Annotated in this window: 19 protein-coding genes; 17 read left to right on the top strand and 2 right to left on the bottom strand. The window is 44.3% G+C overall.

Annotated elements, in window-relative coordinates; translation table 11 throughout:
- Positions 1-163 precede the first annotated feature (163 nt).
- The 16 genes from wcaK to wzzB all read left to right on the top strand — a co-directional run bounded on the left by wcaK (position 164) and on the right by wzzB (position 18,023).
- The gene (wcaK, locus tag ACXI0A_RS14495; RefSeq protein ID WP_224931313.1) at positions 164-1,426 is read left to right on the top strand and encodes a colanic acid biosynthesis pyruvyl transferase WcaK; all 1,263 of its coding nucleotides are present in this window, start codon (positions 164-166) and stop codon (positions 1,424-1,426) included.
- 3 nt (positions 1,427-1,429) lie between these two features.
- Positions 1,430-2,653: a glycosyltransferase gene (locus ACXI0A_RS14490; RefSeq protein ID WP_224931315.1), complete on the top strand. Its 1,224-nt coding sequence runs from the start codon at positions 1,430-1,432 to the stop codon at positions 2,651-2,653.
- Positions 2,650-3,990, top strand: a complete 1,341-nt coding sequence (locus tag ACXI0A_RS14485; RefSeq protein WP_224931317.1) for a lipopolysaccharide biosynthesis protein — start codon at positions 2,650-2,652, stop codon at positions 3,988-3,990. Before ACXI0A_RS14490 ends, ACXI0A_RS14485 begins: the two co-directional genes overlap by 4 nt.
- 421 nt (positions 3,991-4,411) lie before the next feature.
- Positions 4,412-5,305, top strand: coding sequence for a UTP--glucose-1-phosphate uridylyltransferase GalF (galF, locus tag ACXI0A_RS14480; protein ID WP_476148105.1), 894 nt, complete (start codon positions 4,412-4,414; stop codon positions 5,303-5,305).
- Between the two features lie 44 nt (positions 5,306-5,349).
- The gene (gene galE / locus ACXI0A_RS14475; protein ID WP_476148107.1) at positions 5,350-6,363 is read left to right on the top strand and encodes a UDP-glucose 4-epimerase GalE; all 1,014 of its coding nucleotides are present in this window, start codon (positions 5,350-5,352) and stop codon (positions 6,361-6,363) included.
- 439 nt (positions 6,364-6,802) lie between these two features.
- On the top strand, positions 6,803-7,900 hold the full coding sequence (gene rfbB / locus ACXI0A_RS14470) for a dTDP-glucose 4,6-dehydratase (RefSeq protein ID WP_476148109.1): 1,098 nt from the start codon (positions 6,803-6,805) through the stop codon (positions 7,898-7,900).
- On the top strand, positions 7,897-8,781 hold the full coding sequence (rfbA, locus tag ACXI0A_RS14465; protein ID WP_476148111.1) for a glucose-1-phosphate thymidylyltransferase RfbA: 885 nt from the start codon (positions 7,897-7,899) through the stop codon (positions 8,779-8,781). Before rfbB ends, rfbA begins: the two co-directional genes overlap by 4 nt.
- A complete protein-coding gene (locus ACXI0A_RS14460) occupies positions 8,772-9,611 on the top strand; it encodes an NAD-dependent epimerase/dehydratase family protein (protein WP_476148113.1) in 840 nt (279 codons plus the stop codon). The genes rfbA and ACXI0A_RS14460 overlap by 10 nt, the downstream gene beginning before the upstream one ends.
- Positions 9,592-11,013, top strand: a complete 1,422-nt coding sequence (locus tag ACXI0A_RS14455; protein WP_479485262.1) for an oligosaccharide flippase family protein — start codon at positions 9,592-9,594, stop codon at positions 11,011-11,013. Before ACXI0A_RS14460 ends, ACXI0A_RS14455 begins: the two co-directional genes overlap by 20 nt.
- The gene (locus tag ACXI0A_RS14450) at positions 11,013-12,089 is read left to right on the top strand and encodes an EpsG family protein (protein ID WP_476148117.1); all 1,077 of its coding nucleotides are present in this window, start codon (positions 11,013-11,015) and stop codon (positions 12,087-12,089) included. Before ACXI0A_RS14455 ends, ACXI0A_RS14450 begins: the two co-directional genes overlap by 1 nt.
- Positions 12,090-12,096: 7 nt before the next feature.
- Positions 12,097-13,098 (top strand): WaaS/CpsH family glycosyltransferase, encoded by a 1,002-nt coding sequence (locus ACXI0A_RS14445; RefSeq protein ID WP_476148119.1) that lies wholly within the window; start codon positions 12,097-12,099, stop codon positions 13,096-13,098.
- Positions 13,098-14,378, top strand: coding sequence for a capsular polysaccharide export protein, LipB/KpsS family (locus tag ACXI0A_RS14440; protein WP_476148121.1), 1,281 nt, complete (start codon positions 13,098-13,100; stop codon positions 14,376-14,378). The genes ACXI0A_RS14445 and ACXI0A_RS14440 overlap by 1 nt, the downstream gene beginning before the upstream one ends.
- On the top strand, positions 14,368-14,946 hold the full coding sequence (locus tag ACXI0A_RS14435; protein WP_476148123.1) for a DapH/DapD/GlmU-related protein: 579 nt from the start codon (positions 14,368-14,370) through the stop codon (positions 14,944-14,946). The genes ACXI0A_RS14440 and ACXI0A_RS14435 overlap by 11 nt, the downstream gene beginning before the upstream one ends.
- Positions 14,927-15,475, top strand: coding sequence for a dTDP-4-dehydrorhamnose 3,5-epimerase (gene rfbC, locus ACXI0A_RS14430; protein WP_476151033.1), 549 nt, complete (start codon positions 14,927-14,929; stop codon positions 15,473-15,475). The genes ACXI0A_RS14435 and rfbC overlap by 20 nt, the downstream gene beginning before the upstream one ends.
- Before the next feature lie 88 nt (positions 15,476-15,563).
- Entirely contained in the window at positions 15,564-16,973 is a 1,410-nt protein-coding gene (gene gndA / locus ACXI0A_RS14425) for an NADP-dependent phosphogluconate dehydrogenase (protein WP_476148124.1), read from the top strand.
- Positions 16,974-17,024: 51 nt separating this feature from the next.
- A complete protein-coding gene (wzzB, locus tag ACXI0A_RS14420) occupies positions 17,025-18,023 on the top strand; it encodes an LPS O-antigen chain length determinant protein WzzB (RefSeq protein ID WP_476148125.1) in 999 nt (332 codons plus the stop codon).
- A gap of 65 nt (positions 18,024-18,088) precedes the next feature.
- Here the strand turns inward: wzzB and ACXI0A_RS14415 are convergent, their stop codons facing one another.
- Positions 18,089-19,204, bottom strand: coding sequence for a succinylglutamate desuccinylase/aspartoacylase family protein (locus tag ACXI0A_RS14415; RefSeq protein WP_476148126.1), 1,116 nt, complete (start codon positions 19,202-19,204; stop codon positions 18,089-18,091).
- Between the two features lie 170 nt (positions 19,205-19,374).
- Positions 19,375-20,172, bottom strand: a complete 798-nt coding sequence (locus tag ACXI0A_RS14410; RefSeq protein WP_476148128.1) for a lysine/arginine/ornithine ABC transporter substrate-binding protein — start codon at positions 20,170-20,172, stop codon at positions 19,375-19,377.
- 256 nt (positions 20,173-20,428) lie between these two features.
- On the opposite strand from ACXI0A_RS14410, the gene ACXI0A_RS14405 reads away from it, so the two are divergent.
- Positions 20,429-21,520, top strand: coding sequence for a glycosyltransferase (locus ACXI0A_RS14405; RefSeq protein ID WP_476148129.1), 1,092 nt, complete (start codon positions 20,429-20,431; stop codon positions 21,518-21,520).
- Positions 21,521-21,571: the final 51 nt, after the last annotated feature.

The raw sequence follows: 21,571 nt of genomic DNA, 5'->3' as shown, positions 1-21,571 counted from the left end.
CTCTTCAGAAAGAGGTTGGGAGCGGCCTTCAGGTCGCCCGTTTGAGGACAGATTTTCTATTTTGGGCATTGTTCCCATTGCAGTTTTTTAATGCAGAGTTCACTTTGCCCGTTCAGGAAATGGCGTGGCTTGTAAAAATTAAAAAAATTTATCTGGAGTGTTTATGAAGATTTTATTGGTGGGAAACCATACCTGTGGAAATCGTGGGGATGGCGCGATTTTACGTGGACTGATCGACTCTTTGCAGTCTGCGCGTGGCGACCTCGATATTGACGTAATCAGTCGTTATCCAACAAGCTCCGGGTACTTATTGCAACAGGATATTCAGCAAGACTCCCTGTTTCTGCATAACAGCAAATCAGCGAAAGGGCTGGTGGGCAGCGTCAAACGTAAAGTGGCCAATCGTCTGATGCCTGAAATCATGATGGCGCATCTGGGCAAAGGTGGCGTATACAAATCGTTTTCCGTGCCGCCACATCTGGCGCAGTTCACCAAAAGCCTGGAACAGTATGACGCGATAATTCAGGTGGGCGGTTCGTTCTTCGTCGATCTGTATGGTGTGACGCAGTTTGACCACGCGCTCTGTGCGTTGATGGCGAAAAAGCCGCTGCACATGGTCGGTCACTCTGTCGGCCCGTTTGAGAATCCTCGTGTGAATGCACTGGCCAACTTCGTGTTTGATCGCGTCGACAGTCTGGTGCTTCGAGAAGAAGTCAGCTTTGACCGCCTGAAACAAGACGGCGTCACCACCAGCCGCGTGAAGAAGGGCGTGGATACCGCCTTCCTGGTGAAAGCACGTGAGGTGGAGAACCCAAGCCACAACCTGCTGCACTGGAAAAACATCATCAGCGCACGTAAAACCATCGCCATTACCGTGCGTGAACTGGCACCGTTCGATAAACGTCTTGGCGTGACGCAGAAAGAGTACGAAGCGGCTTTCGGTAAGGTCATCAACGCGATGATTGCCGAGGGCTATCAGGTGGTGGCTTTCTCTACCTGTACCGGCATCGACAGCTACGCCAAAGACGACCGTATGGTCGCGCTGACGCTGCGTGACCACGTCGATAATCCTGAGCATTACCATGTCATCATGGACGAGTTCAACGACCTCGAACTCGGCATCCTGCTAAGCCATTGTCACCTGACAATCGGCACCCGCCTGCACTCCGCCATCATCTCCATGAACTTCGGTACGCCAGCCGTTGCCATCAACTACGAGCACAAATCGCTTGGCGTGATGAAGCAGCTTGGATTGCCGCAGATGGCCACCGACGTGCAGAGCCTGATGGATGGTTCGCTGATCGACAAAGTGCAAACCGTGCTGGCCGACTACGACAACGTGAAGCGCAAAGTGGATACCGCGGTGGAGCAGGAGCGTGAAATTGGCAACCGCATTACGGCAGAAATTCTCAACGTGCTGGGGTAAGTGATGAAGCTGACCTTTTTCACCATGCGTTTTCCGGTTGCCTCTGAGACGTTTGTCCTCAATCAGGTGACGCATTTCATCGATGCAGGCTATGACGTGGAGATTATCTCCGTGTTTCCAGGCGATATGATCAATCGCCACGCTGCGTTCGATGATTACAATCTGGCGGCGAAGACTCACTATTTACTGCCGGAAGAGAAAGTTTCGAATCTCGATAAGCTGACGCAGCGGATTGGCTTGATGCTACCGAAAATTGCCAAGCCGGCATTGCTTAAATCGCTTAATGTCGGGCGCTACGGCCAGCAGGCGAAAAAGCTGCTGCTGCCAGCGATTGTCGCCAACGCGAAGCAAACCTTCACCGCCGATGTGTTCCTGGTGCACTTTGGCTATGCCGGTGCGCTGGCCAACAAACTGCGTGAGCTCGGCGTGTTGAAAGGCAAGCAGGCCACGGTGTTCCACGGCGCGGATATCTCGCGCCGCCACATTCTCGAAGAGCACAAGCTCGATTACGTCAATCTGTTCAAACAGAGCGAACTGATGCTGCCGATCAGCCATCTGTGGGAGAACAAGCTGATCGAAATGGGCTGCCCGCGTGAGAAGGTGCATGTCACGCGCATGGGTATCGAGCCCGAGAAGTTTAACTTCAGGCCGCGTGAGGCGTTTCATCAGCCACTGCGTATCGTTTCGGTGGCGCGTTTAACCGAGAAGAAAGGCTTAGACGTGGCGGTGAAAGCCAGTGAAATCCTGCGTAACAACGGTGGGCAGTTTGAGTTCACCATCATCGGTAACGGTGAGCAGGACGGCATGATGCGCGAACACATCGCGCGCGCCGGACTGGAAGCGTTTGTCACCATGCCGGGCTTTAAGCCGCAGGATGAGATTCGTCAGGCGCTGAACGATGCCGATATCTTCCTGCTGCCGTCCAAAACCGCAGCTGATGGTGATATGGAAGGCATTCCGGTGGCGTTAATGGAAGCGATGGCGGTGGGATTACCGGTGGTCTCGACCTATCACAGCGGCATCCCGGAGCTGATTCAGAACAACGTCAGCGGCTGGCTGGTCACCGAAAACGATGCCGAGGAGTTGGCGGACACGCTGCTGCGCCTGTCGCGTGGTGATGTCGATGTCGCGCCGGTGGTGGCTGCCGCACGACACAAAGTGGAAACCGAGTTCAATCAGCACATCGCTTATGGTGAGCTGGCCAAAATTCTGGAGCGCATGGTGTGAGCGGATTAAAAAAACAGGCCGTCTGGCTGTTTGGCAGTACCTGCTTCGCGGCATTGCTGCAGGTATTACAGCTCAGCGTTCTGGCGCGTAAGCTGGAAGCACATGAGTTAGGTTTATTAGCAATTATCAACGCCATTCTGGCAGTGGCGACGGTGTTGCAGGATATGGGGATGAGCAGCTACATCGTGCATCGCCAGGACATCAATCGCCGCCAGCAGAGTACGATTTATTGGGTCAACGTCTCGCTCAGCTTATGTACCGGTTTGATTATGCTGGCGATTGCCTTCCCGGTGGCGTGGTTCTATCACCTGCCAGAACTCACCGGGCTGATCATGCTCACCAGCCTCAACTTCCTGGTGCTGGGACATTTGTCGCAGTATCAGGCGCACTATGTGAAATCCAAACGCATGGTGACCCTGGCGAAGATTGAGATGGCCACCAAGCTGTTCGCGTTTATCTGTACTGTAGCGATGCTCTATTACACCTCGCTCACGGTGGCGGCGGCGATCCTTGGGCTGTTCATCAATGCCTTCACGCGCATCCTGTGCATGATCTATTTCGGTGAGAAGTCGTGGCGTCCAACGTGGGAATTTGAAGGATCAACCTTTATCAGCGCGGTGCGTTACGGAATCTACCAGCTGGGTTCGCAGACCATTAATCAGCTTCGTACCCAGGCGGATGCGTTGATCGTCGGTAAAGTGATGGGCGCGGAGATGCTGGGGATCTACTCGCTGGCAAAAGAGCTGATTCTGCAGCCGCTGAAACTGGTATCGCCGGTGATTAACCGCCTGGCACTGCCGCGTTTCGCCGAGAAGCAGCACGATCCGGAGCAGCTGAAAAAACTGTTCCTGAAAGGCACCTTCGTCATCATGCTGTTCAGCAGTGTGATGTACCTGGCGATTGGCATTCTGTCACCAGTGATTGTGCGCGTGCTGTATGGTGCATCGCATGAGCAGGTTTACCATCTGATTCCGCTGATGCTGCTGTTCGGCATGCTGCGTCCGATGGGTGGCTTAACCGGCGCGATTTCGCAGGCAAACGGCAAGACTAACGTCGAGTTCTACTGGAATATCGTCGCCAGTCTGGTGGTGGTAGTGGTGTTAGCGACAACCTACATCTGGCCGAACGTGCTGTATGTGGCGCTGACGCTCTCCATCTCGCAGGTGCTGATCTCCGCCTTCGCCCATCCGTTCTTCATCAAGCCGGTGATTGGCATACGTTTTATGCCGTATGCCCGTCAGTGGGTTTCGGTGTCGGTGGTGTTTGTCGGCCTGATGCTGCTGGTCAATCACTTCAACTTGTTTGTGATGCCGGAGTGGTTTGAGGGTTGGCTGTAAGCGTTTACCATCAATCCTCGCAAAAATCCGTAGCGGTGCCATTTATGGCACGTTCTGGCCGCAGTGATGCTGCCGACATGCGCGATAAATCGCGCCGCTACGTTTTTTGCTGGCTATCATGCGTCGCGGTACATGGCATGGCGTCATTAAAACCCGAGCACCCTCGTCAAAATCCTCCTCCTGCATTCTGCAAATCAATGGTCTTATCATCCGTGCTTTTACCAACAATCCCTCACTGTTTTTCAGCAGTTTAGCGGTTTCATTTTCGCAGTGTCAGGCGAAGCGGCAGCCAGGCTTTTTGGCGATTTCTGATGGCGTGACAGAGAGTTAGTGCCGGATTTTCAGATAAAGATTATACTTGCTGCACCGGCCGATCCTGCATAATCGACCCCACGTATTCACTTCATGAAATGGAATAAATATGACCAAGCTTAAAGCAGTAATCCCGGTTGCGGGTCTCGGTATGCATATGCTCCCTGCAACAAAAGCTATCCCGAAAGAGATGCTGCCAATCGTCGACAAACCAATGATTCAATACATCGTTGACGAATGTGTGGCGGCGGGCATCAAGGAGATTGTGCTGGTCACCCATGCTTCCAAAAATGCAGTGGAAAACCACTTCGACACCACCTATGAGCTGGAAGCGCTGCTTGAAGCACGCGTAAAACGTCAGCTGCTGAGCGAAGTGCAATCAATCTGTCCTCCTGGCGTGACTATCATGAACGTGCGTCAGGCGAACCCGCTGGGCCTCGGCCACTCTGTGCTGTGTGCACGTCCAATGATCGGTGATAACCCGTTCGTGGTGGTGCTGCCAGATGTGCTGCTGGATGACTCAACCGCTGACCACCTGCGCTACAACCTCGCGGCGATGGTCGCTCGTTTCGAAGAAACCGGTCACTCACAGGTGCTGGCGAAACACATGCCGGGCGAAGACCTGACCGAATACGGTGTTCTGACCACCGAGCAGCCAATCGATAACCCAGGCGACATCAGCACGATCACCAACATCGTTGAAAAACCAGAAGCGGGCCAGTTGGATTCAGACCTGACTGCGGTCGGTCGTTATGTGCTGTCTGCGGATATCTGGCAAGAGCTGGAAAATACCGAGCCTGGCGCATGGGGCCGTATCCAGCTGACCGATGCCATCGCATCACTCAGCAAGAAAAAACCGGTAGATGCACAATTGCTGACCGGTACCAGCTTCGACTGTGGTAAAAAAATGGGCTACATGCAGGCCTTCGTTTCTTACGGTCTGCGTAACAACGCGCAGGGTCGTGATTTCCGCGAAGCTATCCAGAAAATCCTGGCGAAATAATCCATTCTCATGCCGCGCCGCTTGCGCGGTTTAAAGGAGTACACATGGCTATTTTGGTAACGGGCGGAGCAGGGTACATCGGCTCCCATACGGTGCTGGCGCTGTTAGAGCGCGGTGACGACGTTGTGGTCCTGGATAACCTTTGCAACGCTTCGCGCGAAGCGGTTAATCGCGTGGAGAAGCTGTCTGGCAAGAAAGCGGTGTTCGTTGAAGGCGACATCCGCGATCGCGCCTGCCTGCGTGACCTGTTTGCCGCCAACGACATCTCGGCAGTCATTCACTTCGCAGCATTGAAAGCCGTGGGCGAATCCACGCGCATGCCGCTGGAATACTACGAGAACAACGTGGCAGGCACCGTGGTGCTGCTGGAAGAGATGCGCGCTGCTGGCGTGTGGAACTTTATCTTCAGCTCCTCAGCGACTGTATACGGCGCCGATGCACCGGTTCCTTACGTGGAAACTACGCCAATCGGTGGCACCACCAGCCCGTACGGTACCTCTAAGCTGATGATCGAATTCGTGATGCGCGACTTCGCGAAAGCTGACCCGAATTTCAAAGCCATCGCGCTGCGCTACTTCAACCCGGTTGGCGCGCATGAGTCTGGCGAGATTGGTGAAGACCCAACCGGTATCCCTAACAACCTGCTGCCGTATATCGCGCAGGTGGCGATTGGTCGTCTGGAGAAGCTGGGCGTGTTTGGCGATGACTACGACACGCCAGACGGCACTGCACAGCGCGACTACATCCACGTGGTGGATCTGGCCGAAGGGCACCTGAAGGCGCTGGACCATCTGCCGAAAGTCACTGGTTATAAAGCGTATAACCTTGGCGGCGGAGTAGGGTTCTCAGTGCTGGAGATGATCAAGGCGTTCGAGAAGGCTTCCGGTAAGGCAATTCCGTTTGAGTTCAAACCACGCCGTGATGGCGATCTGCCAGCGTTCTGGGCAGATGCGACGCTCGCAAACAATGAGCTGGACTGGCGCGTGACACGTGGGATCGACGCGATGATGCGCGACACGTGGAACTGGCAATCTAAAAATCCAAATGGATTCAGTTGATTAATCTCGTTGTGCTAACTATTTTTACCTAGCCATACAATGATATTGGGGTAGTCACTGAGGCATAAGTCTTCGTGACTACCCCATTTTTTTCAGATAAATTCTCTAATACCATCAATACTGAGTGTCATACGAATCCGTGTGTAAAGTTGACGGGTAATGTCCCCATCTCATAAACGAGTGGAAATTAACCGGTTAAATTATTATGAGGCAATTTTTCGACAGACGAACCACATAGGGTGTCTTTAACGCTTGTAACTGGACATTCAACGTACGAAAATCATTTACAGTTCTATTTGCTACGCCTTAACAACATTATTTGTTAATGAAAATCTGGGTCCCAAACTTTTTTGTACTAAGAAAAGGTAAGTGTACTGGTAGCGTTAAGCCAGGGGCGGTAGCGTGGTTTTTTCAGTATCCGATAGAGAGACAATTCAGCGTGAAAATTCTGGTTACAGGTGGTGCGGGCTTCATTGGTTCAGCGGTAATACGACATATTATCAACAATACGCAGGATGCGGTGATTAACGTTGATAAGCTCACTTACGCAGGGAATCTGGAGTCTCTGGCCGATGTGGCCACGTCTGAGCGCTATGTTTTCATACAAGCGGATATCAGTGATGCCGACGCACTAAAGAACGTGTTTGAAAATCACCAGCCAGATGTGGTGATGCATTTGGCAGCGGAGAGCCATGTTGATCGTTCAATCACGGGGCCAGCTGCATTTGTGGAAACAAATGTAGTGGGTACGTATATACTTTTAGAAGCTGCTCGCCACTACTGCAATGGTCTTGAAGCAGACCGTCAGGTACGTTTTAGATTCCACCATATTTCCACAGATGAGGTCTATGGGGATCTGCCCCATCCTGATGAGTGCCAGCATACAGATGTCCCATTGCCACTATTTACCGAAAGCACACCTTATGCCCCAAGTAGCCCTTACTCCGCATCAAAGGCATCCAGCGACCATTTGGTCCGTGCTTGGCAACGTACCTATGGATTACCAACAATAGTGACGAATTGCTCGAACAATTATGGTCCTTATCATTTTCCAGAAAAACTCATTCCATTAGTGATATTGAATGCCATCGAAGGGAAACCTCTTCCCGTTTATGGAAAAGGTGACCAGATCCGTGACTGGCTTTATGTTGAAGATCACGCTAGAGCGCTTTACAAAGTGGTCACTGAAGGTAAAGTTGGAGAGACATACAATATTGGTGGTAACAATGAGAAAAAGAATATTGATGTTGTGCTCCTAATTTGTGAACTGCTCGATGAATTAGTGCCTAAATCTACCTCTTACAGCAAACAGATTACTTATGTAGCAGACCGTCCTGGGCATGATCGGCGTTATGCGATTGATGCGAGTAAAATAGCTTCCGAACTGAATTGGCAACCTAACGAAAGTTTTGATACTGGAATACGTAAAACGGTTGAATGGTATTTGAACCATATGCGCTGGGTGGAAAATATTAAATCAGGTGCTTATCAAGACTGGATTAGCCTCAATTATAATACTAGAGGGGATGTAAAGTGAGTAATAGAAAAGGAATTATTCTAGCGGGTGGATCGGGAACTCGACTTTATCCAGTTACAATGTGTATCAGTAAGCAATTGTTGCCGATTTATGATAAGCCGATGATTTATTATCCGCTTTGTACATTAATGCTGGCTGGTATTCGTGATATTTTAATTATAAGTACACCACAAGATACACCACGATTTGAACAGCTTTTTGGAAATGGTAGCCAGTGGGGGCTAAATATCTCCTACAAGGTGCAGGAAAAGCCCGACGGGTTGGCTCAAGCTTTTATCATTGGTGAAGAGTTTATCGGTAAAGATAATTGTGCGCTCATCCTTGGAGATAATATTTTTTATGGGCATGATTTGCCGATTGAATTGCAGAGTGCAGTTAATCAAACCGAAGGAGCAACAGTATTTGCCTACCATGTTAATGATCCAGAACGGTATGGTGTTGTAGACTTCAACAATGATGGTAGAGCGCTTTCATTAGAAGAAAAACCTAAAAAGCCTAAAAGCAATTATGCTGTTACTGGTTTGTATTTTTATGACAATAAAGTCATTGAATATGCTAAAAAACTCAAACCCTCCCCAAGAGGTGAGCTAGAAATTACAGATATTAACCGTATTTATCTTGCTAACAATGAATTGCAGGTTGTCATGATGGGGCGTGGATACGCATGGTTAGATACAGGCACGCATGAAAGCTTGATCGAAGCTGGAAACTTTATACGAACACTTGAAACACGCCAAGGCCTGAAAGTGTCCTGCCCTGAGGAAATTGCGTTTCGTAAAGGTTTTATTAATGCTGAACAACTCAAAAAACTAGCTAAGCCTTTAGCCAAAAACGAATACGGTAAATATCTTCTCAAAATGGTGAAAGATGTATGTCAATGATTAATGAGCACGATGCTGAAAGTGTCGTAACTATATTTGGAATTGGTGGTTTTATAGGGTCAGACATTAACAATGTACTGACTAGCAATCATCTTCGAGTGGAAAGAGGTGATTGGACAATACAAGACTTTAAACATAAGGCTCTTGGAACTGTCATAGTTTGTTGTGGAATTGGCGATTGTAAAAAAACAGATGAGATGGTTTCTTCACATCTGGATATTTTAAGAAGTATTATCAATACTGCAAAATATAAGAAATTAATCTTCATTTCATCAACGCGTATCTACCGTGGAGGGGAACAGAGTCACGAAGAAGCTGTTCTAAACATAGACCCAAGTGACTCCAGAGCGCTGTTTAACCAACTGAAGATTCTTTGCGAAACACTCGTACAAGCTCAATCAAAGCCTTGGCTAATTTTGAGGCCCTCGAATGTTTATGGGAAAGCTTTCAAGAGTAAACTCTTTTTGCCGTCTTTAGTGCGTGACGCAGTGGTTAATCATGAGATAAATATGTATGTATCTCCTGATTACAGCAAAGATTACGTCTTTGTTGAAGATGTCTCTAAGGCAGTATACGTAGCAATTAAAAAAAGCATAACCGGAATATTCAACGTTGCCTCTGGAGAAAATACAAGTGCATCTGAGATTGCTGAGATTATTCGTAGCCGTACTGATTGTAAAGTAAACTGGTTGCCTAACGATGTGGAAGATATATTTCCAGTAACGTCAATTGATCGATTTGTTTCATCATTCGGCATTAAAGCTCGTAATGTTAATGAACTTTTAAGTGAAATGATTAAAGACTTTACTCATGAATTCTCTAGAAAATAGGCTTGAGAAATTTAATAATGTTCTGGTGGGGCTGGCATCCAATGTTCTTGGTAATGCCATTCTCTTTGCAACTACCATATATATAACAAGAAACGTCTCTCAAGAAATATATGGTGAGTTTAGACTCGCATTTTCTTTTATATCAATATTGGTCATTGCGTTAATGTTGGGGCGTGATAGCTCAATACTCTATTATTATCAAAAAGAGAAAACAGATAAAGTTATTTGGGAAGAGTTTTTCAGTGGTGCGACCCTGGTTATAATAGGAACAGTTCTTTTATATTTGTTATCGTCAGAAGTCAGGGGGGGCATTTTTAATAATAAAATAAGTGAGAGTAATTATAATCTCTCCTTATTAATGCTTCCTCTATGGGCCTTATATAACCTTTTGACACCAGTCATACGTGTAAAAGGGAAGATCAACACTAACTTCATTCTTTCGAATCTGCTCCAAAGGCTATTGCGGTTTCCATTTCTTATTGTTTTTATAATTGCTGGCTATAGAAACTTCTTTGGCTTAGCGCTAAGTATGATTGCTTCACAGTTGTTGTTACTTATTTTTTTAATTATTTATGTATTGAAGCATGTGGAGTGGAAGCGACCGAATGGGTTTTCTTTTTTCAATAGATTTGGTTATTCATTGAGTTTAGGAATCAATGCCATAATGCTGTCAGTTGCCGGAAAAGTTGATGTACTGTTATTGGGGAAACTCAGCGGGAATGACAGTGTTGCTGTTTATGATATTGTGACATCTCTAGCGATAGTCGCGCTCTTCCCGTATATGGCTCTGACCAAAAGTTTTGAACCAAAATTGCATGGTTTTTTTAATAATGAACCCACACATCAGCGATATAGAGATAATTTTAATTTATCTCTCGTAATTTCTGGTGTAATGATATTTTTTATAATTCTCTTTGCTAAAGAAATCTTGTCACTGTTTGGACCCGATTATGTATCAGGATCTAAAGCATTACAGGTTGTCTGTGTGTTCTATTTAATCATTATTTCTACTGGTGCTGTAAGTGAATGCATGACAATGAATGGTCATGCAAAACTAAACTTCATGTTCCTTATGGCATGCGCTGCGATTAATATTGTTTTGTGTTATTTATTAATTCCTCAATATGAATTTGTTGGTGCTAGCATTGCACTAGGTGTTTCTTTGTTAACATCTAAGCTACTCGCAGGAGTATTTATCCTGAAGCGAGAGAGGCTAAGATTGCTTACCATCAATCTATCAAATGCTCTGTTTTATACCTTCATGATTGTAGCCTCACTCTTATTATCAGAATTAAATATTTATCTGAAATTTGTCGCGTATATTGCCATTGTCATTGTGTGCGTGGTTAAAGATAAGAAATTAAAGGCGTTGTTTAAAAATAACATCTCCAGGTTCATCTAATGCATCTTTATTTTATTCTTTATACTTTCTTCTTTGCTTGGTTCCTTGTCGGGCATGAGAGCATAGTACGGAAATATGAAAAGTTCTTCTTACTAATCGCTTGCGCTATTGTTTGGGTTGTCGTTTCACTTAGTCATGATGTTGGGCCTGACTACCAATCATACAAATTTATGTACGATCGCCTCAATGAAAATTTCTTTAAGCAAGAGTATTTGTTCAGAATAAGCGGCTATCTTTTTAGATATTTTTCACTAAGCTATGTATGGTTTTATTCTTGGATTACGTCATTATATTTGATATTTATTTTTCTTTGCTTTTTTAAATATAGAAATTTCACACCTCTGAATTTTTTAATTTTTATTATCATGCCCTATGGGTTGATTGAAGGTGGCTTTAATTACATTCGACAAAATGTTGCATTAGGTCTTTTCTATTTTTCTTTAATAGCAATAATAAATAAGAAATTCATAAAATATTTCTTCTTAAATATAATTGGGTTTTTATTCCATAAGTCAGCAATATTATTGTTTCCGCTGTATTTCGTACTAAATAAATCATGGAAAAAGAAACACTGCATTACCCTTTTTATAATAATATTATTAGCCACCCTTTCACTTAATCTTCCTATTGTACGTGTTCTTTTGATCAAAATATTAACTGCAATCCCCCTCTACGGCAGTACATATGCAGAGTTTAGAGATGGGGCTTTCATTGAAGGATTGTCAATGAAAGGCATTGCTAGCTATGTTTATCAGCTCATACCATTACTTCTATTACTGATTTATAAGGATAGAATAGTTTCAAATAAAATTGAAAATGTGCTGTTCAACATAACATATCTATCTTTATTGACATTGACGATTGCTGTAGAAGTCAGGATTATGTTAAGGTTGGAATATTATTTTGTATTTGCAAAAGTCTTTACGTTGCCACTCTTGTTAAGACTTTGTCCCGATAGGAAAAGTCGAACAATTTCTTTCTTTGTAATGCTTGCCTATTTTTCTCTGTATATTGTTGCGTTATATCTGACGTTGTATGAAAAAAACTTGGCTCCATACCAATCAATTCTGGGTTGATAGTTGAATGACTTTAATTAAAGAACGAAAGCTATTATTAATTGCGCCGAAGTTTTTTGGATATGAAAAAGAAATTGAAAATGAAATTAGAAATGCTGGTTATAACGTTGATTATTTTGATACAAGACCAGCGAATGATTTCAAAACGAAATTGGCAATGCGATTAGGCCTTAATATTTTTATTCGGAAAAACCTGTTAAAGCATCGGAATGAATTATTAACCCGCTGTAGATTAAATAGCTATGATCGCGTGGTTTTTATAAATCCTGAGGGATTCGATAAAAAATATCTTGCCGAATTAAGAGAGATCATTCCAAATGCAAAGCTCACACTTTACTTATGGGATTCATTATCAAACAAACCTTTGGCAAAATCGATATTAAATAATTTTGACAATGTTTTTTCATTCGACCCAATTGATGCAAAGATCTATCCCAATGTAAATTATCTACCGCTGTTCTTTTCAGATAAGTTTAAACAATCCCAAGACTTTGGAAAAGAATATTTATATGATGTCTGCTTTATCGGGACAGTCCATGGTCAGCGTCTAAAAATTATTAAAGAAGTTAAGAGCCAATGCAAAAATAATGGACTGAGTTTTTATAATTTTCTCTTCTTACAGAGCATTGCTGTCTATTGGGTAAGAAAATTAACGCAAAGTGAATTTAGACAGACGAAAGTCAGTGATTTTCAATACGACCCTTTGCCTAAAGAGAAAGTCGCTGAGATTGTAGATACATCACGCGCTGTTTTAGACATTGAGCATCATCACCAAAAAGGGATGACAATGCGTACATTTGAAGTACTGGCATCTGGCGTTAAACTGATAACGACGAATAAAGCTATAAAAGATACTAATTTGTATAACAAAAATAATGTTCTAATTGTCGATCGCGAAAATCCTGTTATAGATAAAGATTTTATTAAAATGCCATTTAATCAATACGATGAGGCAGTATTAAAAGAATATGCGATTTCATCGTGGGTGAAAAAAATGTTAGGTGAATAATGACGTTAAGTAAAATAGAAAAAATTATGACCGTTGGCTATTATGCCGATTTTTCACGTTTTTTCAAAAGGTTAGAATCTCAACTTAAAAGTCATAATAAAAATCACGAGTTCATTCATGTAAATTACTATTTAAGCGGGTTTCTTTACTCGTTGTGTCATAAGCAACGTTCTATCTTTCTTCCCCTGGCTGCTAAAATAAATAGAAAGTACAAATCTGTAGCGCACGATGATGAATTCTATAAAAACTTCATTGGTTATCACCATAGATTGATGAATGGTATGATTGATGAAGAATTAATCGAACAGTCAAAATTATACTACCATTATCTTGAAGGGAAAATTAAAGAGTTTAAACCTGATTTGATTATACTTAGTGGAGATGCACGCTTGCCCACTGAAATAATTATTAATATCGCAAAAAAACTTTCGATAAAAACATTATATTTTGAGCAGGCTCCATTAGGCTACACTATTATTGATAGTGAAGGGGTTAATGCAAACTGCTCTTTTAGAGCCCCTTTCATTAATGATATAGGCAATATCCCATTACCTGATTATGCAAAGGTCAGTGATTTAACCTGGCAAGGTTACAAAAAATACAGACTTATCGATCTCATTATTGAGCGTTTTTTGGGTTTTTTGATGCCCGCCGACCACATAAGACCTAAGCGTAAAAGAGTGGACAGTAAAATATTAGATCTGGCTAAGGAAAAATGTGCACCAGCATCACAGGAATTCACTTACTTGCTGGTTTTACAAGTTCCAGATGACGTTAATATGATTTATCACAGTCCATGGTTTAATAACCATTACGATATCGTCAAAGCGGTCTCTGCTAATTTACCAGAATATTCCCGTTTAATTGTTCGCGAACATCCGCTGTACGCAGGGCTGTACGAACCAGAGCTCTATTCTTTGGTTGCGGTTCACCCCCGCGTGTATTTCGACCAGTCAGCTACACTCGCACAAGCGATTGATGAATCAAATTCTGTCATAGTCAATAATTCAACTGTTGGCCTTGAAGCCCTTGAGAAAGGGAAGAAGCTTTTGGTTCTAGGTGATGCCTACTATGATAATCAAGGGTTATGTATTAAATATGATGGTAAGGATTTAAGGAAAGTGTTAATGACCACTCAGGAATTTGAGATGAACAAATCTGATCTTAAAAGATACCTAAATTATTTGTTTGGGAATATCTTTGTCCCTGGACATTTTCGGCATAAAAATTCAGTTGCCCCTAAGAATATAGCAGATAGGATTTCTCAGGATGATTTTTAAACTGTTTTGGTTGTTTCGTGCCCTTTTTTACAGCGTCTTTTTTATTAAGAAGTTAGGGCTTAAATCATATCTAGGAAAGCCAATTTTTTTTATAGGCCTTTCCCGGTTGTCAATTGGTAGCAGATTCAGGTTGTATCCGGGCTGGCGAATTGAAATTTTGTCGAAAGGGGCTATAACTATTTCAGATGATGTTTCAATAGGTCAAGGTTTACACCTCATTGCGGTCGATAACGAATTGATAATTGGTAGAGGGGTGGTTATTTCTTCTGATGTCCTTATCACAAATAGTGATCATACTTTTGAAGTCATTGATACACCTATTTACATGCAGCCAATGCTTACAAAAAAAACAGCAATAGGTGATAATTGTTTTATTGGTACTGGTGCGAAAATTTTGGCCGGCACTGAACTAGGTTGTCAATGTATTGTTGGCGCAAACTCAGTCGTAAAAGGTGCTTTTCCAGACTATAGTGTTATTGCTGGAAATCCTGCTCGAGTCATTAAAAAATATGACATATTTAAAAAGGAATGGCTAAAGGTAACAAATGATGAGAGTAACACCATCTAAACTTAAAGATGCCAAAATATTAGAACCTAAAGTGTTTGGCGATGACCGCGGATTCTTTATGGAAGTATACAATAAGAATACTTTCGATGAAATTTTGGGTGGATCATTTAATTTTGTACAAGATAATTATTCTCGATCAACCAAAGATGTTCTGCGAGGACTGCACTTTCAAGTAAATTTTCCGCAGGGAAAACTCGTGCGAGTAATACGCGGCGAAGTTATGGATGTAGCCGTTGATTTGAGAAAAAACTCACCAACATTTGGCATGTGGGACTCGGTAATTCTTACAGAAGATAATAAAAAACAGTTTTGGTTGCCGCCCGGTTTTGCTCATGGTTTTTTAGTCCTTTCGGACGTTGCAGATTTTGAGTATAAATGTACTGAGTTTTATCATCCTGAAGATGAAGCATGTTTAAAATGGAACGATAAAAGTGTGGGTATAAATTGGCCGATTAACTCGCCAACACTTTCATCTAAAGATGCGCAAGGGAAGTCGCTCGAAGACTTAATGATAGATAGTATATGTTAAAGTTAAGACTATTTCTTTAACTGATTGATTTCAAGAGATAACCTTGCAACGTGCTGAGGTTATTATTAATGAAGATAGGAGTAATTTAATGTCCAAGCAGCAAATCGGTGTGGTAGGCATGGCCGTAATGGGTCGCAATCTTGCACTCAACATTGAGAGTCGTGGTTATACGGTTTCTGTTTTTAACCGCTCACGTGAGAAAACCGACGAAGTCATTGCTGAGAATCTAGGCAAGAAACTGGCACCTTTCTACACCGTAGAAGAGTTTGTTGAGTCGCTGGAGAAACCACGCCGTATCCTGTTGATGGTCCAGGCAGGTGAAGCGACTGATAAAACTATCGCTTCGCTGACACCGCACCTGGACAAGGGCGATATCTTGATCGATGGAGGTAACACCTTCTACAAAGATACTATTCGTCGTAACAAAGAACTGTCTGACCAGGGCTTCAACTTCATCGGTACTGGTGTTTCGGGTGGTGAAGAGGGCGCACTGAAAGGCCCATCCATTATGCCCGGTGGTCAGAAAGAAGCTTATGAATTGGTCGCACCGATTCTTGATAAGATTGCTGCACGCGCCGAAGATGGCGAAGCTTGTGTTGCTTACATTGGTCCTAACGGAGCCGGTCATTACGTTAAAATGGTTCATAACGGCATCGAATACGGCGACATGCAGCTTATTGCAGAAGCGTATGCATTGTTGAAAGGTGCTCTGGGTCTAAACAACGAAGAGTTGGCCAAAACCTTTACGGATTGGAACAATGGTGAACTCAGCAGCTATCTGATCGACATCACTAAAGATATCTTCACCAAGAAAGATGAAGAGGATAAATATCTTGTTGATGTTATTCTGGATGAGGCGGCTAACAAAGGTACTGGCAAATGGACCAGCCAAAGTTCATTGGATCTCGGCGAGCCATTGTCGCTGATCACTGAATCTGTGTTTGCACGCTATCTCTCTTCTCTTAAGTCTCAGCGTGTTGCTGCCTCCAAAGTATTGAGCGGTCCACAGGCAAAAGCGTTCACCGGAGATAAAGCTGAATTCGTAGAGAAAGTGCGTCGCGCGCTATATCTGGGTAAAATCGTTTCTTATGCTCAGGGCTTCTCTCAATTGCGTGCAGCTTCAGAAGAGAACCATTGGGATCTTCACTACGGTGAAATTGCCAAGATTTTCCGTGCGGGTTGTATCATTCGAGCGCAGTTCTTGCAGAAAATCACTGATGCGTATGCAAATAATGCTGACATCGCTAACTTGCTGCTGGACCCATACTTCAAAAATATTGCAGATGAATATCAGCAAGCGCTTCGCGATGTTGTTTCTTACGCAATCCAAAATGGTATCCCAACACCTACTTTTTCTGCTGCCATTGCGTATTATGACAGCTACCGTTCAGAAGTGCTTCCGGCGAACCTGATTCAGGCTCAACGTGATTACTTCGGTGCGCACACTTATAAGCGTATTGATAAAGACGGTGTATTCCATACCGAGTGGTTGGATTAAAATATTCGCCCCCTTAACTGGGGGCTTTCATTCATTGATTAAAATAATTTTATGACTGAACAAAAAAATAGTTCCTATTTAAGTGAAAAGTTTTACGCCCGCAACGACGAATTAAGTTTCATAGACTTGTTTTATCAACTGTGGCAAGGTCGTTTGACAGTCGCTATAACGTCATTTTTAACCATCGTATTATCTGCAGCACTCTTGTTAATGATGAGTCCAAAATGGACTTCACAAGCGATAGTGACTTACCCTACATTAGGTCAACTTTCAACATATACCTCTGCGTTAAATGTTCTATTCGCAAATAACGGAAATGATAAGCCTGCTGTATTAGATGTCCAAAAAAATGTTTTCTATCGATTTAGCTCTTCTGCTTCTTCCTTATCTGCTGAGTTGAAAAATGAGATTCCTTCTGAAAAATTAATCGTTGAACAATTTTCTCCGGGTAAGGATGATACTCTTAAAATCTCATATGTTGGCTCATCTCCCGAGGTTGTACAGGAAAAACTTGAAGCTTATCTTAAAAAGTTAAATAGTGATTTAGTTGCTCATCTTCAAACTGATATTGAAAATAGCTTTGCGACGAAGGAATTAGAGTTGCAGGAATCACTTGATTCCCAATTTAAAATATCTGAGATGCAAAAAAGCAATAGAATATCTGCACTTAAACAAGCTTTGAAGGTCGCGCAATCTTCAAACCTTGAACAATCTCAGTTGACCCAAGCAGATAATCTTTCAGATGATGCTCTTTATCTCTTTGGATCAAAATCATTAAGCTCTATGATTGAAAATGAAGCATCTAAGCCTTTGCAATTCAGTGATTATTATTACCAGACAGAGCAGTCATTACTTCTCTTAAAAGCCACTAAATTGAAGCTCAACGGTTTAAATTCATTTAGCATGATTTCAAAACCCAATAAACCTAATCAAAAGACGTCTCCAGATAGCATTTTAGTATTGATCGCTGGCTTATTTGTTGGTTTCGTTCTAGGGTGTTTAATCGTTATTCTACGGACTGTCATCAGAGAGTATCGTTCAAAAGTATAATGTCGTAATACTTATGGAGCAGGCTAAGTCTGCTCCATTTGATAATTGACACTGGCAGTCAATTATTACCCCACCAACAACTCCCCCTTTCTTCCCGCATTTTCCCCCGCCAATCTCACCACCAGCATCCCCGACGTCGCAAACTTCATCAAATTCCGCGCATACAACACCCCGCCAAACTCTGCCACCAGTGGCGTCACTTGGTCGGTAATCGGGTCCACAATCTCCGCCACTACTTCACCGGGCGTAATCCACTCGCCCAATTCACGGCGATTCAACAACAGCCCAGAATGCGGTGCATGGATATACTCACAACCCGCCAACGGCGTTGCTGGGTTGATCAGGGCAGGGGACTCACCCACTTCACCCGCAATGTAGCCACCTTCAATTAGCGCGTTAATAATCGCATCCGCATCCTTCTCCGCCTGTAATGGCGACACATCTGCCACACCACGTAACTCCAGCGTCACCGGCAACAAACCCAGTGGCATCGGATACCCACCACCAAATCGCTCAGCCAGCGTTAACCACGGCTCACAGCAAGCTTCATCAAACGGCTCGCCGCCGGAAATTTGCGCCAGCAGCTGTACTTCGCTACCTAACCAACGCGCTAATGGTTCGATGTCCTGCCATGCGTGCGGTGTGGTGTATAGATGTGGTAATGCATCCCAGTCGCAGTGCAAATCAATCATCAAATCTGCCTGACTGGCCATTCGCATCAGCGTAAAGCGCTGCGCATCCAGCTCGGTACGAGCAATGCGATCGCGATAATGGCGATCGATAGCATCACGGATCAGCCGTTTATTCTCATACTCGCTCTGCGTCAGGGAACCGGCCAGTTCTTCAGCCAGGGTAACGCCCAACGCCGGAAAGCGGCGATTAAAATCCTGACCGGAAAGTGTATGGAATCGACCCAAATGGCTGCCATGCCAGTGTTGGCCCATCGCCAACGGATTTGCTACCGGCACCAGTATGATTTTGGATTTAAGCTGCCCGGCAGATTCCAGCGCCAGCAGTTTCTGCTTCAGGAACCACGCCACTGCCATACCCGGCAGCTCATCGCCGTGCAGTGCCGCCTGAATGTAGACGCGCTGTTGTGAATCGGTACCGAAATGGAAGCTAACGATTTCGCGCTGTGTACCGAGGGAGGCACTAAGCAGAGGATGATGTTGTTGTTGCATGACGTGGTCGATGTCCTTTATCTACGGCACATTGAACGTAGTGCCTGATTAATTTTATTGATTGGAATTATAGTGCTGCTGTGAGAATGAGCGGAAATGAAGCCGCTAAATTTGCGCTCGCTCATGTTAGCGGCGTGAATAGGGCGGTCTGAAGACCGCATCTGTATGGATTAATGCTGGATCGAGATGTCGGTGGCGAAGTACTTCTTCTGAATCTTATCGAAGGTGCCGCTTCTCTTGATTTCAGCAAAGGCGTTATCAAGGGCTGTTTTCAGCTCTTCGTCGCCTTTACGCAGACCAATCGCCGTACCTGGACCGATAATCGGATCTTCCACAATTGGGCCGGCCAGCTCGAAATCTTTGCCTTGAGGGTGTTTCAGGAAGCCGTTTGCAGCCTGTGCCGCATCGGTGAACACCACATCAAGTCGACCAGAAATTAAATCGCTCTCAACCTGCGCCTGATCACCGTAAGGCACCACATTCACGCCGTGTGGCTGCCATTTTGCCAGCGCATAACGCTCCTGCACGGTTCCCTGCTCAACGCCAACGGTTTTGCCTTTCAGTGATTCAGCCGTTGGCAGCAAACCTGATCCCTTGCGCGCAATCAATTGAGTGTGCGTGTCGTAGAGCGGAACGGTGAAGTCGATCTGTTTCAAGCGCTCTTCTGTAATACCCATATCCGACAGGATGGCGTCAAACTTGCGGGCTTTCAGCGCCGGGATCATGCCATCGAACTGGCTCTCTACCCACACGCATTTGGTTTGCATCTGCTCGCACAGCGCGTTGCCAAGGTCGATATCAAAACCAACCAGTTTACCTTGTGGTGTTTTGGATTCAAAAGGAGGGTAGGTTGGATCAACTGCGAAGCGTACTTGTTCAATCTTTGCCTGTGCGCCAAATGCGCAGCCTGCCAGCACAGCCAGCGCCAGCGTCTGACGCAAGCGGGCAGTAAAACGAGAACTTGCCATAATATCGGTCTTCTTTTTTCGTGATGTGGAAAGAGTGAGAGTAACTCGCAGCTGAAGTGAAAGCAAATAAGGCAATATTTTCAGATTGTTGCACTTTATAGTTGCCTGTTGGTGACTACATATTATTATCAAATAACAGTTTTAAGCTTCAAGTTGCCTGGTCATGTCAATCATGGTAGAAAGGCCACCATTAAGATGATTGTGGTTTAGAACTAACTAAAAACTGAGCCCTACCGCGGATCGAGACAACAAAAGTATGAAGCTAAAACCAATAAAAATTCTCTTTGTTGTCGAAACACTGGGTGGTCATGGAGGAATGGAAAACGTGACCAGGCAAGTAATCAACTTGCTGAATGATGACCCAGCGTATAGTGCAGGAATTTATCTTTTTGAATCAAATGAAAAAATAGCCTCAAATGTCTGGTCTGCAGAATGTGTTTGGGGTCAAAGTCGTCGTGTCACGCGTAATCCTAAAATTTCTCGATTAATTCACACATTACGTTTAGCCTGGTTTGTAAGTAAACATAAACCCGATCATGTGATCGCGATGAATACGATCCCCTGCATGCTTGCGCGTAAGGCACTGAAATTGGCCCGGCATAAGGTGCCACTCTATTCATGGATGCATTTACCTCCTAAAGAACGCTATCGGCCACACTACCTAATGCTTGCCGACAAGCATTTGGCCATCAGTCAAGAGATTAAACACCAGTTGATCTCGTTGGGTGCACTGCCTGAACAGGTCCATGTCGTGTTTAACCCGGTAAAACCAGTTGATAACATTATCCCCCGGCCTGATGTTGCGCGTTTTCTCTTTGTTGGCCGGGTGCATTTTCAAGATCAAAAACAGCTGAAAGATTTGTTAGATGCGCTTTGCCAGGTTAAAGGGTGTTGGTTTCTTGATATTGTTGGCGAGGGTGATGACAGGTCTCGTTGTGAACGTTATGCAATTGAACTAGGGCTTGCCGATAAAATCACCTGGCATGGCTGGCAAACGCCTGCATGGGATTACGTCGAGAGTCATATTAAGACTGTCACCAGCCTGGTGTTAACGTCAAATCATGAAGGTTTTCCATTAACGTTGCTGGAAGCTATGGCACGCGGTGTTTTTTGCGTTTCATCTGATTGCGTCAGCGGCCCAGCAGAGATAATTTCTCATCAAAATGGACAGCTTTATCCGGTGAACGATGTTGATGCATTGGCACGAATTTTACAGCGTATTGTGGACGGTGTAGAGCTGCCCAGTGCAATGATGATAAAAGCCAGTGTTTCGAAGTTTAGTGAACCATACTACATTGTTAATATTAAAAATATTTTAGTTCAGGACAATAAGATTGAACGCGTATAAACCCGCTCCACCAGCAAAGTGGATCTCTCTGTCAGTTACCACCATAACATT

Source organism: Pantoea sp. C1E2 (assembly GCF_056491465.1).
Note: the sequence above shows the minus strand (reverse complement) of the source record. Positions and strands in the feature narration are given on the sequence as shown.